This window comes from Bacillus massiliigorillae (genome assembly GCF_000380245.2).
Classification (GTDB): domain Bacteria; phylum Bacillota; class Bacilli; order Bacillales; family DSM-1321; genus Bacillus_AD; species Bacillus_AD massiliigorillae.
The window spans coordinates 268,468-280,449 of the sequence record NZ_HG428743.1 but is presented as its reverse complement, the minus strand read 5'-3'; the positions used below and the strand labels follow the sequence as shown (position 1 = coordinate 280,449).

Annotated in this window: 17 protein-coding genes; 10 read left to right on the top strand and 7 right to left on the bottom strand. The window is 34.0% G+C overall.

Annotated elements, in window-relative coordinates; translation table 11 throughout:
* Positions 1–32: 32 nt before the first annotated feature.
* The 6 genes from TX86_RS20070 (at position 33) to TX86_RS20045 (ending at position 4,298) form a co-directional block, all read left to right on the top strand.
* The gene (locus tag TX86_RS20070; RefSeq protein WP_042351617.1) at positions 33–1,106 is read left to right on the top strand and encodes an alkene reductase; all 1,074 of its coding nucleotides are present in this window, start codon (positions 33–35) and stop codon (positions 1,104–1,106) included.
* Positions 1,107–1,437: 331 nt separating this feature from the next.
* Positions 1,438–1,860, top strand: coding sequence for a hypothetical protein (locus tag TX86_RS20065; RefSeq protein ID WP_042351616.1), 423 nt, complete (start codon positions 1,438–1,440; stop codon positions 1,858–1,860).
* 139 nt (positions 1,861–1,999) lie between these two features.
* Positions 2,000–2,314 (top strand): hypothetical protein, encoded by a 315-nt coding sequence (locus tag TX86_RS20060; RefSeq protein ID WP_042351615.1) that lies wholly within the window; start codon positions 2,000–2,002, stop codon positions 2,312–2,314.
* Between the two features lie 15 nt (positions 2,315–2,329).
* A complete protein-coding gene (locus TX86_RS20055; protein WP_042351613.1) occupies positions 2,330–2,782 on the top strand; it encodes a DUF3997 domain-containing protein in 453 nt (150 codons plus the stop codon).
* 177 nt (positions 2,783–2,959) lie between these two features.
* Complete coding sequence (locus TX86_RS20050; RefSeq protein WP_042351611.1) at positions 2,960–3,895, top strand: bifunctional helix-turn-helix transcriptional regulator/GNAT family N-acetyltransferase; 936 nt, start codon at positions 2,960–2,962, stop codon at positions 3,893–3,895.
* Between the two features lie 94 nt (positions 3,896–3,989).
* Positions 3,990–4,298, top strand: a complete 309-nt coding sequence (locus TX86_RS20045; RefSeq protein WP_042351609.1) for a YfzA family protein — start codon at positions 3,990–3,992, stop codon at positions 4,296–4,298.
* A 167-nt stretch (positions 4,299–4,465) separates the two neighbouring features.
* On the opposite strand, the gene TX86_RS20040 is transcribed toward TX86_RS20045, so the two are convergent.
* Positions 4,466–4,840 carry an HsmA family protein gene (locus TX86_RS20040; protein ID WP_042351607.1) on the bottom strand — a complete coding sequence of 125 codons (375 nt, stop codon included), beginning with the start codon at positions 4,838–4,840 and terminating at the stop codon, positions 4,466–4,468.
* Between the two features lie 183 nt (positions 4,841–5,023).
* Between TX86_RS20040 and TX86_RS20035 the strand changes: the two genes are divergently transcribed.
* Together TX86_RS20035 and TX86_RS20030 are read left to right on the top strand one after the other, a co-directional pair.
* Entirely contained in the window at positions 5,024–5,203 is a 180-nt protein-coding gene (locus tag TX86_RS20035; protein WP_042351606.1) for a hypothetical protein, read from the top strand.
* A gap of 56 nt (positions 5,204–5,259) precedes the next feature.
* Positions 5,260–5,670 carry a nuclear transport factor 2-like protein gene (locus tag TX86_RS20030; RefSeq protein WP_042351605.1) on the top strand — a complete coding sequence of 137 codons (411 nt, stop codon included), beginning with the start codon at positions 5,260–5,262 and terminating at the stop codon, positions 5,668–5,670.
* Positions 5,671–5,735: 65 nt separating this feature from the next.
* Here TX86_RS20030 and TX86_RS20025 read toward each other — a convergent pair whose 3' ends face one another.
* On the bottom strand, positions 5,736–6,215 hold the full coding sequence (locus TX86_RS20025; protein WP_042351604.1) for a GyrI-like domain-containing protein: 480 nt from the start codon (positions 6,213–6,215) through the stop codon (positions 5,736–5,738).
* Positions 6,216–6,326: 111 nt separating this feature from the next.
* On the opposite strand from TX86_RS20025, the gene TX86_RS20020 reads away from it, so the two are divergent.
* Both TX86_RS20020 and TX86_RS20015 read left to right on the top strand, forming a co-directional pair.
* Complete coding sequence (locus tag TX86_RS20020) at positions 6,327–7,289, top strand: helix-turn-helix transcriptional regulator (protein ID WP_042351602.1); 963 nt, start codon at positions 6,327–6,329, stop codon at positions 7,287–7,289.
* Between the two features lie 198 nt (positions 7,290–7,487).
* Positions 7,488–8,597, top strand: a complete 1,110-nt coding sequence (locus tag TX86_RS20015; RefSeq protein WP_042351601.1) for a lactonase family protein — start codon at positions 7,488–7,490, stop codon at positions 8,595–8,597.
* Between the two features lie 609 nt (positions 8,598–9,206).
* Here TX86_RS20015 and TX86_RS20005 read toward each other — a convergent pair.
* The 5 genes from TX86_RS20005 to ahpC all read right to left on the bottom strand — a co-directional run bounded on the left by TX86_RS20005 (position 9,207) and on the right by ahpC (position 11,633).
* Positions 9,207–9,893, bottom strand: coding sequence for a hypothetical protein (locus TX86_RS20005; RefSeq protein ID WP_042351598.1), 687 nt, complete (start codon positions 9,891–9,893; stop codon positions 9,207–9,209).
* Between the two features lie 67 nt (positions 9,894–9,960).
* The gene (locus tag TX86_RS26825; RefSeq protein ID WP_154663181.1) at positions 9,961–10,128 is read right to left on the bottom strand and encodes a hypothetical protein; all 168 of its coding nucleotides are present in this window, start codon (positions 10,126–10,128) and stop codon (positions 9,961–9,963) included.
* Positions 10,129–10,356: 228 nt separating this feature from the next.
* Entirely contained in the window at positions 10,357–10,485 is a 129-nt protein-coding gene (locus tag TX86_RS27500; RefSeq protein WP_268258266.1) for a hypothetical protein, read from the bottom strand.
* Positions 10,486–10,569: 84 nt separating this feature from the next.
* Positions 10,570–11,007, bottom strand: a complete 438-nt coding sequence (locus tag TX86_RS20000; protein ID WP_042351597.1) for a Dps family protein — start codon at positions 11,005–11,007, stop codon at positions 10,570–10,572.
* A gap of 62 nt (positions 11,008–11,069) precedes the next feature.
* Positions 11,070–11,633: an alkyl hydroperoxide reductase subunit C gene (gene ahpC / locus TX86_RS19995; RefSeq protein WP_042351596.1), complete on the bottom strand. Its 564-nt coding sequence runs from the start codon at positions 11,631–11,633 to the stop codon at positions 11,070–11,072.
* Positions 11,634–11,982 lie beyond the last annotated feature (349 nt).

The following is an 11,982-nucleotide window of genomic DNA, read 5'->3' as shown; positions in this document are numbered from 1 at the left end:
TAGTAACATAATTTGGAAAGAGGTGCTTTGCAATGAAAAAAATGTGGACTGAAACCAAAGTTGGGCGTATAACTTTACCCCATCGGTTAGCGATGGCTCCAATGACACGCAGTCGTGCAAATGTAGATGGAACACCAGGTGAATTAGCTGAACTTTATTATTCACAGCGTGCTTCAATGGGGTTATTAATCAGTGAAGGAACACAACCTTCTGAAGATGGACAAGGGTATTTATGGACACCGGGCCTTTACAATCAAGCACAAATTGATGGCTGGAAAAAAGTAACGAATGCTGTTCATGAAAAAGGTGCATATATGTATATTCAATTAATGCACGCTGGGCGTATGTCGCATCCTGAAAACACACCACATCATCGCCAAGGCGTTGCGCCTTCTGCCATTGCACCGGGAGTTCAAATTGTTACTGAAAAGGGAATGCAAGACATTCCAGTACCTCATGAATTAACGAAAGAAGAAATAAACACAACCATTCTAGATTTCAAAAAGGCGGCTGCAGCAGCAATTGAAGCTGGTGCTGATGGCGTTGAAATTCATGGAGCAAATGGCTATTTAATTCAGCAATTCTTCGCGGAAAGTTCGAATAAGCGTGAAGATGAATACGGCGGTTCTATTGAAAATCGTGCCCGATTTGGAATCGAAGTAGCAAAAGCAGTTGCGGAAGAAATTGGCGCAGATCGTACAGGTTTCCGTATCTCACCTGGGGATATAGCCAATATGGGTATTTTTGAAGGTGAACAAAGTGAGGACTTTTACCGTTATCTAGTACCTGAATTAGCAAAATTAAATCTAGCGTATTTACATGTTAAGCATTCTAGTAATGATGAATTATTAACAGAAATCCGTAGAATGTGGCCAAATGCCTTACTTGTAAATCGTGCTGGTCGTCCACTAGAAAAAATTGATGTGGATATTGAAGAAGGACGTGCAGATGTCGCTCCAGTTGGTGCTTGGTCTTTAGCAAACCCGGACTTAGTAGAGCGACTCCAACAAGATGCTTCATTAAATGAACCTGATCGTAGTACGTACTTTGGCGGAGATAGTAGAGGATATACGGATTATACAACGATGAGTTATCAATCATTATGATGAAAGCTTTTGGATTCATCATTCAACGACAGTAAAATCTATTCGTCGATTAGAAAAAGCTATTCTCATAATAAGAAAACGTGAACTAACCCCACTTAGCTTAACGCTTGAAGTGGGGTATTTTTGTGAACAGTGGTATCCACCGGTTAGTGAGCAGGAGTTCCTTGGGTGTTATTTTACTGTATTTGAATTATGTTTTTATTTTTGTCGTAATAGGTTAGTTCTGCATAATAGGGATCTTCTTGATCATAGCTCATTTTTATTATGCCATTCATAAGAAAAAATGAATGGTGAAGAATAAGGAGTAAATGTAAAAATGAGGTGAGTCTTGGTGACGAAACGATATTTGATATTGTTTGGCTTCTTATCATTGGCTTTTTTTCCTTTCCAATCTGTTCATGCAGAATCCGTTTCAAAGGAAGAAGGCTTGTATGTCACAACGGAAGATATTATTTCAGATATTGTTCTTCCAGTCCTCGATCGTAAAGTGCAAAAAGAATACAGTGATGAACATATCATGTGGAATTGGAGAGGCATTGCTGATTTACATTATAATAATAATCATTCTTATGATATGGATGTAAGAATTGAGGTCAATCCACAGCTTGTAAAGGGGAAAAATCAATATGGAGTAGAGAATGATTTAGTAAAATTAAGAATTTCTCCATCTTGTGACAGTAATAAAATCAATCAGATGGTATGTAAACACGATTTTAAAATAGAAATCCTTGAGTATAAGCATTTATCGCAGTAAGAATAATTGGCTGTCCTATTGGCAGCCTTTTGTTGTGTAAAAAACGGAGTGAGCTTACAGAATAACTTTATTTGGAAAGTATGTTAATATTAGGGGTAATTGGGTTTATCTGAAGAAAAAAGATAAAAGGGGGATTAATGTGAGTGGCTGGCTTAATATGGGGAGTCTCGTACTTGGACTAATTGCATGGATTCTTCCTGTTTTAAATCTCGGACGTGATAACAAGAAAGAATATAAGCATTGGGTTACTCTTTCTATTATAAGTATCAGTGCTTGTGCTCTTTCATTATGCTTGCAAATTTTTAATAACTATCATCTAGTACAGATTGAAGATTGGGGCGGTCTTATGGATACCATGAGTGCTTTGGCGTTCGTTGCAGGAGTTCTTCTCATTGTTACCATTCTATTAAATGTAATTACGCTTATTGTATATCGTGATAGAACAGTAAAATAAGACGTTGGAGGTTCTATGTTTAGAAATAGATGCTTTTATTTTTTATTTATAGCTACTATCAGTGTACTTTTTTTAACTGGATGTCCTGGAGCATCCGATTTTGATGTAGATTTACCTGGTGAATATTCAATTGTTCGACTATCTGCTCATGAGGTGAAAATAGCTCCTAAAACAAGTGCAAATGGTTGGGGGAAAGCCATCATACCTACCAAAGTAATTGAAGCTGGATGGAATAATCAATACATTATCGCGAAACAAGTGGAGTTAATGAAGGACCCCAAAAGAAATAATGGTATGGAAATACCGGATGAAAAAAACTATCATTATTGGATTTTAGAAATTAAAAATGGTAAAGTAACAGGTCCTCTAGATGATGCGGATTTCACGAAAAAGAAGCAAGAATATCAAATATTTGATGATGTTGTATTAAAAAGTGTAGGGGATTTAGAAAGGAACTATACTTATTGAGCTAACAGGCGCTTTTCTTCCGGATTAAGAGCTATTGTCAGCTCTTTTTTTTACTCATTTATCGAAGCGTCCTCCATTTTAAAGTTTTCATTCTTTAGTGTTATATAGTTGACTGAGTCAACTATATAAAATATACTATCAGCAGTTTAAAATTTCAGAATATTAGGAGGCGACTTCATGAAATTCATTCAATATATAGAAAAAATCCGGGAATTCAATAGATATTATGCCAATGTACTAGGGAAAATCGATCAAGAGATTTATAATCAACCTTTTCCATTAACAGAGGCACGTATTATAACAGAAATTAAGCTAAGTAATGGTAGTACCGCAACGGAAATTCAAGACAAGTTAGGTATTGATCGGGGCTATATGAGCCGAATTATTCAACGCTTTGAAGCTGAAAATATCGTCACAAGAACACAGTCAAATGAGGATAAAAGACAATATTTACTATATCTCACAGAGTATGGCGATAAAATCTATAACGATTTGGTTGAAAGTGCAAATATTGGTGTAGATAAAATGATACATAGTCTCTCACAAAAAGAAATTTCAACCCTTGTATCGTCTATGCAAACCATTAAATCTATTGGCTCGAAAGAAGATTCTTTGATGCCAGAAGTTGTTATTCGTCCATATCAAGCTGGAGACATCGGATATGTTGCACAGCTTCACGGAAAGCTATACGGTGAAACATACCATTTCAAACAAGTATTTGAATATTATGTGATGAAAGGTTTAACGGATTTTATGCTCGATCAAGAAGGAGGAGCGCTCTGGATTGCTGAGGTAAATGGTGAAAACGTCGGCTCTATTGCGATAACGAAGTCTAGTGAAACAGAAGCACAGCTCAGATGGTTTGTTATTGATGACAAGTATCAAGGTTTAGGCATTGGCAATAAGCTAATAAACACAGCCATTACTTTCTGTAAAGCACAAAACTATCAGCATATTTTCTTATGGACGGTCAGTATTTTAGAAGCAGCTCGTCATCTATATGGAAAATTTAATTTTACTAAAACAGAAGAAAAAACAAATGACGAATGGGCAGAAACTACATTAATAGAAGAACGATGGGATCTTCACCTTTTAGATAAAAAGCAGCAGTAAAAGATTCTTATTTGGAAAATATGACATATTTTGAAACTTACCCCTTGTTTTCTCGTATACTTATATATGCAATTTAACAAGGAGGGTATATTTCTTGGCTGATAAACCAAAGAATCCAATACCATTTTTCAAAAGGCCATGGGTATCTCTTATTGGTACATTTTTATTGTCACAAATATTTTTCATTACATTTGAGATAACTGGGTGGATACCTAATTTGAAGGATATTGATGGAACGTTATTTGGAAGAATTGCTGAGTCTTCAATTTTTAGAGAGTGGTTTTCTTTTTATGAAACAACACACTTCAACTTATTTACAGTCTTTTTTGGTATTGTACTTCTTGTACCTGGAATTATAGGTGCAATTAAAGATATTCTTTCGAAAAAAACAATGGTTAGCTGATATAAATATTTACTAACGGTACATAACTTTCGTGTTCGTTTCTTATGGAACAAACGGTTGAGGATAGTTTTAGAAAAGTAAATGACCACACATATATTCAATATGCGTGGTCATTTTATTCTCAACAACGTAACCTAACTAAGCTAAGGGTGTTGTAATCAATTATATTAAAAATTATTTGTCATTCCATAAATCATTCCTGATATATAAGGAATTAACCATAATAACCAAACAATGATACTTAATTTATGAAATTTTACCATCATAACTTTATCCTTTTTAATCAAAACAATTGTTGCCCAGATAGCATGGAATAACATTAATAAAATGGCTAATAAACCAGTTATACCATGGAAGCTAAATAGAGATCCTTCCAATGCCATTTTTTCCATTATAGTTGTTCCAATAGTGTCGAACACTAATCCTAACCAAAAAATGATTACATGCCATGGTTTTAATATATTTTGAAATTTCTCTGACCATACTCCCACAGAATAAAATAATAATGCTGCCGTAATGAATATAATTGCTAATACAAGCATTCAAATCACTCACTTTTTTAATTAATCTAAACAGTGTTACCTTGAAGCAAATGAATTATTAATAATTACTGTTTGAGCTCAGTATATAAAAGGAATATGAACGGCAGATGAACGATGTTTTTTGAAGATTATGTTTGGATTATATATATTTGTTCGCAGATAATTGAAAGGAGCTTAATGAATATGACGTTTCTATATATGACAGTTGCTGGTTTGTTGGGGTTTCTACTATTTGGTCAATTTCATTTAGCACCACTTGGTCTAGGGATAGGCATTATGTTTGGGATATTGTTTGGAATGATAACTAACAATAGTCAAAGAATAAAAGAGCTAGAGGATATAATTAATAAGAATAAAAAGTGAAAACTACGTAATACATCTCATACGATATAGAATTTAAACAAACTGAGGTATAAAAAATGTCTAGTTCAAATTATCAAAACGATGACGTAAAAATAATTTGCCCAGATGATTGTGGCAATGCACCTAAAAAGAATTTTCTAAAGGAATTAACCATTTCTTTTGCTAGAAACAATATGGAGTTTATTATTGATAATATCACGGATGATTTTTGTTGGAATATAATAGGTCACAAGCTCATTCAAGGAAAAGAAAATTTCGTCCAAACAGTAAAACAAATGCAAAATAATCTAGTAACAGAACTAGAAATTAGTAAATTTATTGCTCACGGTTACGACGGTTCTGTGAATGGTTCCTTATTGTTTGAAAATAAAAAGAGCTATGCATTCTGTAATGTGTACAGATTTAGTAGTTCACGTAATAATTCTAAAATAAAAGAATGTACTTCTTATGTAATTGAAGTGAAATGAAAAAAGATACCTAATAAAAGGTATCTTTTAAGCATATGGATGAATTTCTCCACTATCATTTTTGTCTACTTCTTAACAACAGGAATCCACATTTCACCAAATACTAAGCCATCTCGTATCCCCATCTCAACTGTTGCATTAGGTCCGCCGACATAGGCAAAATTCTTTACTTCTGGCAAGACTTGTCCAAAGGCAATACCAGTAAGCTTGTTACTCAATTCATCTGCCGTCTGTCCTTCTCCTTTAACAACTAGATATTGCCCCTTAGGGAATTGAATCTCTCTGGATGCTTCTTCTATTGATGCATCTGTCATGACACCAGCATAGTGCATCATCTTGTTATTTACTGCTTCGTTTACGGCAAAAATGTAGTCATTTTCAGCTATGGATTTCAACTTATTAAGTCTTCCATCTTGTTTGATGGCTGACCAAAAGTCTGCCTTTTCCTTATTTATGCCAGCAAAGTCTGTATAATCGCTTGTAATCTCAGTTCCAATACCTAAAACGATGAATGCATCTTTTTCTTCTAGAGTATACTTTTCCATGTTCAAAACCTGCCTCTTTTTGAAAATTAATCAAATGATTTGTCTTTTCACTTGATGAGTTTATAATAGCCTTAAATAGTGTCAAAAAATGATACTATTTAGGAGGACCCAATGAAAAAAATTGAACGAATTAATATCATCATGCGATATATCAACAATCGCTCCCACTTTACCATTTCTGAAATCATGAAAGAATTTAATATTTCTCGTTCGACAGCTATTAGAGATATAAGAGAAATTGAAGCTATGGGGATGCCACTTGTCGCTGAAGTTGGGAGGGATGGGGGTTATTTTGTCATGAATAACTCTGTGTTGCCCACTGTTCGCTTTACCGATAATGAAATTAAAGCTTTGTTTATTGCCTTTATGGCCACAAGAAATAAACAACTCCCTTATTTAAAAAGTCGACAGTCTTTAGCTGAAAAGTTACTTGGCCTCATCTCCGCAAACCAGCAAGATGACCTTGTTCTTTTAAATCAAATTTTGCTTTTTGAAGGGACCAACCCTAATAATCCTGACCTCCTTGAATTATCAGACCTACCTCATCCAGTGTTAGAAAAACTCATTCAAATTCTTCTTTTGGATAGATATTTATTGATATCGATCAAAGAAGAGAAGGAAACGAAGATTTATCCAATTTATCTCTTGCACCTTTATCATGAAAAAGGCTATTGGTTGATTGAGGGATTTGACTTAAAGGATAATAAGAGACAGATTTTCTCTGTCGATCATTTAACGGATGTCAAACCATACCTTACGGATAAAAGATTAAGTAAGAAACAAATTTTAGAGAAACTTAGTAAGCAGGAAGAAGTAATTAACCTCGTCATTGAACTTGGTCCGAAGGCGATAAATCAGTTCAAAAAATACCATCCGTTAAAACTATCAATTGCCTATACGAATCCTTACCAAACAACAGGTATTTTAAGGACTTATATTAATGTTACTAATCCTGAAGAATTGACCGAAATTATAAATTGGCTCCTTTTCCTAGGTCAAGATATCAAGTTTAAGGAAGTACCAAAAGAAGTCTTAGAAGGGATACAAGAGAGAGTATGTTTATCTTACCCATAAGGATTACTAATTATAGAGTGAATCAGTTTTGTTTGCCGGTTGCTAGTTACCCTTTTAAACATGTTTATTGTAATTAAAGGACTGCTATTTTACAGTCTTTTTTTGTTGCTAAAGGTTAGACTATTCAATTTGTATCATTTTGGGGAATGTAAGAGGGAGAAACACCATATAAAACTATGAAAGGAGGTTGGGTATAAAATGCAAATAATCAATGAACCTTTCCGTGTGAAGGCGAGTATGGTTTACATGATGACCAATAATGAAGTAATGAATCAAATCATTACTTTTTACAGGGATATGAATGGGCTGCTTACATTTGTTGGTTCCTACCCAACTTATGATAGAGGTACTGGCACAAAGGAGGTCTCCACCGCAACGACAAACGATGGTATTGATCCACTTACATCACAAGGGGCCTTAACTTTATCCCGTGATGGACGTTGGCTGCTTGCGGTGAATGCGGGTAACCATAGTATCAGCAGTTTTATCATTACTGATACCGGTGTACCCGTTCTTGCGGATGTGAAGCCATCGGGAGGTGCTCAGCCTAATACCGTAGATGTATTTGGTAATCTTGTCTATGTTGCTAATGTAGGCAATGAGGCTAATAATTTCTCCTCTAATATTACAGCTTTTCGTATAGATAATAATGGACGCCTTACTCAAATTCCTGGATCTACCCATTCTCTTAGTACTTTTAATGCTCAGCCTGCTCAAGTTCTCTTCACTCGTGATGGTAGAAAACTCCTTGTATCCGAGTTTACATCAAACTATCTCAGTGTATTCCGTGTAAATGAAGATGGTAAGGTTACAGAACCAATCGTTAATGACTCTTATGGTCAAGGACCATTGGGCGCTTATTTTGTATCCCCTGAAATCCTCTTAGTGACTGAAGCAAAATCAAATGCCCTTTCATCTTATTCAATGAGTGACAACGGGAGCCTTCATGTGATCAGTGGCTCTGTACCAAACGGATATCAAACCGCATGTTGGGTTGTAGCAACAAGGGATAAGCGCTTTGCATACATTACCAATACCTTAAGTGGCACCATTTCCGCCTATCAAATCACTCCCAATGGAGAACTGTCGGTAGTAGGGCATATTACCAGTACACCGCCAGGAACGGCTCCAGGACTGCCGATGGATGTTAGAGTGAGTAAAGATGGACGGCATTTTTACACCCTTAACGGAAACCAGGGTACGGTCTCTGTTTTTTCTATTCAAGATGATGGGAGTCTAGTTAGATTGCAGGTAGCTGCTTGGACTAACCTTTCTTACCTTGGATCGCAAGGGCTTGCTATTCTTTGATTTAAAGTAGAAGCAATCAAAGAGGATTTCTCTATTGAAGATTATCAATGTTAAACATATGGATTATTATAGAGAAGAAGGTAGTTGGATATTTATGTTAAAATATAATAATTGTGAAGGGAAGCTCCTAAAAAGAAGGGATCTAAAGTGTACTTATTACTTTGGTTAACTATTGGTTTCATCATAACCGGATTTGTGGTTCTCATTTTTATAAAAAGAAATATGGAAAGTAAGAAAAGTGCAACTACTCAATCTATAGTTTGGTGGATAATAGGAAATATAGCTTGGGGGGTAGTGAGTATCATTCTTATTGTGTGGTGCTTTAATACCATTTACTGAGTTTTTGCCAATGGTCTAAGAGGGACGTAGCTTGTTAGTGTGAATAAATGAATTTAACAAACAGGTGTTTTAGTAGAGGAGTAAGGCTGTCATTTAGACAGCTTTTTCTTATGCAACAAACGGCGCAGAATAGTGAAAGAAGATTTTAGGACATATTCTGAGGAAACAAGGGCTAAATATGAAACTTAAATTTCGTATGTAGGACTTAGAAGGATTGAAACTTATCAATTGTAAAAAAAGATGCTCCTTAGAAAAGGAGCATAGGAAAAGTTATAAATCTAAATTAAGGTAATGTTTCATATATATTTCATCGAATTCTTCAAGTGTAACACCGTATTTCTCTTGAATGGCATCTAGTATAATTGGTGTATCTCTTTCATAATCGTAATATTTCCCATTGCTAGTGATGAGATTATAAATATATTTTGCATAATCTATAATTTCAAGTTCATGTGCACTGTTAGGATCTTTAGCTATCTCATTGTGTATAGCCATCCTTAATAAACGGCTTGTTTTATTATATTTACCATTAATAAAAAATGTACTTTCACTCGCCTCGTATGCTTTTTTATATGGAACCTCATTCATAACTTGAAATTCATTATTCTTTGTGATTGTTTCAATAGTGATTTTTACATTTTGTGAAGATATAGTATCCATTCCAATATGGATAAAATAACGTAGTTGCTTAGCAAAGTATTCGAGTAAAATAAGTTTTTCATTTAAATCTAGATTTTCAAAAGAACCATTACTTTCTAGATTTATATGTATTGTATTTTCTTTGAACTTGTAAACACTTTTTGCACTATTTATGTACTCTTCAAATGATATTGATTTAGTGAGTCGATTAGTTATATTATCTACATTTTTAATATCTTTTCCTTTGTTAAAAATGTAGATTACGATTACCAAGACAAGAGATAATAAAATAAATAGCAGAGAAATTTTTAATTTCAAATAAACTCACCTCATTATGTTTTATCAATTTGCAATCAATTTTTAATTATATCAATGTGAAAAGTTATTAAAAATAGGTGAAGTATGCAAATATAAAAAAACAGCCACATAAATGGCTGCAAAATTTAGAATGAATATCTATCGGTGATTTACCAAATGAAGTTACAGCAACGTCTTCTACAACAGCATCTTCTTCTACAACAACGTCTTCTACAACAGCATCCATCAAAGCCAAACATAAACAACACCACCATTCGTTAGTATACTTTAGGGTATGTTGTTTTAATAGAAGGTGCATAGGTCTCTTTAATAGATAAAGAAAATGTACTTTTGTAATATGAACTTTCTGACAAACAAAATCTTTTTTGTCAGTAGAGATAAAATCTACGAAACACAAGATTTACTGGGTTGATTCACAAAGAAACTCCATTTTGATTTTTTTTCAAAATGGAGTTTCTCTTTTTTAGTATTTATCATGTTGTTTTGCTTGACGGATAATAGATTCAATCTCTTCTTTCGATCTATTCTCTGCCAACATTTGTTCCCTAGCCATTTGTTCCCACTGTGTTTTAAGATTTTCATTATTATACATTTTTGTTCCCCCTTGACGTATTAAGTAGTATTTATATTTATGTTCTAGATTAATTTCTGTTTGTTCTTGTTTTATTGGTTCGTTCTATCCTAAATATGCTTGAAGCATCCACATGTTTTTCTCTAGTGTAGCTTTAATGCCTAAGAATAAATCACCAGTTTCTTCATCTTGCGCTTCTTCAGCTGCTTCTAATAACGTTTCAATATCTTTAGCGATAATTTTAAAATCATCAAGAATGATTTGAACCATTTCATCTGCTTTTTCTGAGCCGTTTGCTTCTTGAATTGTTGCCATTTTTAATGTTTCTTTTAATGTACCAACTGGCTGTCCACCAATTGTTAATAAGCGTTCTGCAATATCATCAACATAAGTAGCTGTCTCTGTGTAGAACTCTTCAAATTTTTCATGTAGTGTAAAGAAATGTGGTCCTTTTACATACCAATGGAAGTTATGAAGCTTTGTGTAAAGCACCGTCCAGTTTGTTAGTTGTGTATTCATTAATGAGTGTAATTGATTTGACATAGTAATTCCTCCTAGATTTGGTTGTTCTGATAGGTTTTTAAATGAGTATATACAAGACGATATTAGATTTTCCCAACAAGGTCTAAACTTGGTTCAAGTGTCTCTTCACCTGGCGTCCATTTTGCTGGGCATACTTTATCACCGTGTTCTGCTACGAATTGTGCAGCTTGCACTTTACGAACTAGCTCTTCAGCATTACGGCCTATTCCCATATCATTAACCTCATAAGCCTTAATCATACCCTCAGGGTTCACAATAAAAGTTCCACGAAGTGCTACACCTTCATCTTCTACTAATACCCCAAATTGTTTTGAAAGAGTTTGGCTAGGATCAGCTAGCATTGGGTATTCGATTCTTTTGATTGTATCAGTCGCATCTGCCCATGCTTTATGAACATAGTGTGTATCTGTTGATACTGAATAGATTTCACAATTCATCTCTTTAAATGTTTCGTAATGATCTTGAACATCTACTAATTCTGTCGGACAAACGAATGAAAAATCAGCTGGGTAGAAAAAGTATACCGCCCATTTTCCTTTTGTATCTTCTAGAGTAACCTCTTTAAATTCACCTGCGTGATATGCTTGAACAGTAAAATTTTCTACTTGTTTATTTATATATGACATTATGTAAATTCCTCCTGATGTTGAAGTAATATTTATTACTTCTTTATAATAATTATAATTTAGTAATTAGTCAATAGTGTTTTTAAAAATAATGATCATTTTTTCACAAATGAATATGAGAGCTGAATGAAGCATTTATTTAGTTATAATAAGCAAAAAACGACTTCGGATGTATATATTCCCATTTCGATAAAATTTAATTCAAAAGTAAAAGTACATTTTACTTCCTATATAAATTCTCATGTAAAAATTATAATTGATAATTTTGCATTATACTTCAAAACAATATTACTCTCTCTACAGAGAATATACGCGTATTAATACAACAAAGAAACTATTGAACAAAAGA

What these genes read in the sequence shown, in the direction of transcription:
- TX86_RS27500 (WP_268258266.1), bottom strand. Translation starts at nt 10,485, where the DNA reads ATGTATAATAATGAAAATCTTAAAACACAGTGGGAACAAATGGCTAGG.
- TX86_RS20050 (WP_042351611.1), top strand. Translation starts at nt 2,960, where the DNA reads ATGAAATTCATTCAATATATAGAAAAAATCCGGGAATTCAATAGATAT.
- TX86_RS20055 (WP_042351613.1), top strand. Translation starts at nt 2,330, where the DNA reads ATGTTTAGAAATAGATGCTTTTATTTTTTATTTATAGCTACTATCAGT.
- TX86_RS20035 (WP_042351606.1), top strand. Translation starts at nt 5,024, where the DNA reads ATGACGTTTCTATATATGACAGTTGCTGGTTTGTTGGGGTTTCTACTA.
- TX86_RS20040 (WP_042351607.1), bottom strand. Translation starts at nt 4,840, where the DNA reads ATGCTTGTATTAGCAATTATATTCATTACGGCAGCATTATTATTTTAT.
- TX86_RS20070 (WP_042351617.1), top strand. Translation starts at nt 33, where the DNA reads ATGAAAAAAATGTGGACTGAAACCAAAGTTGGGCGTATAACTTTACCC.
- TX86_RS20015 (WP_042351601.1), top strand. Translation starts at nt 7,488, where the DNA reads ATGCAAATAATCAATGAACCTTTCCGTGTGAAGGCGAGTATGGTTTAC.
- TX86_RS20020 (WP_042351602.1), top strand. Translation starts at nt 6,327, where the DNA reads ATGAAAAAAATTGAACGAATTAATATCATCATGCGATATATCAACAAT.
- TX86_RS20030 (WP_042351605.1), top strand. Translation starts at nt 5,260, where the DNA reads ATGTCTAGTTCAAATTATCAAAACGATGACGTAAAAATAATTTGCCCA.
- TX86_RS20000 (WP_042351597.1), bottom strand. Translation starts at nt 11,007, where the DNA reads ATGTCAAATCAATTACACTCATTAATGAATACACAACTAACAAACTGG.
- ahpC (WP_042351596.1), bottom strand. Translation starts at nt 11,633, where the DNA reads ATGTCATATATAAATAAACAAGTAGAAAATTTTACTGTTCAAGCATAT.
- TX86_RS20025 (WP_042351604.1), bottom strand. Translation starts at nt 6,215, where the DNA reads ATGGAAAAGTATACTCTAGAAGAAAAAGATGCATTCATCGTTTTAGGT.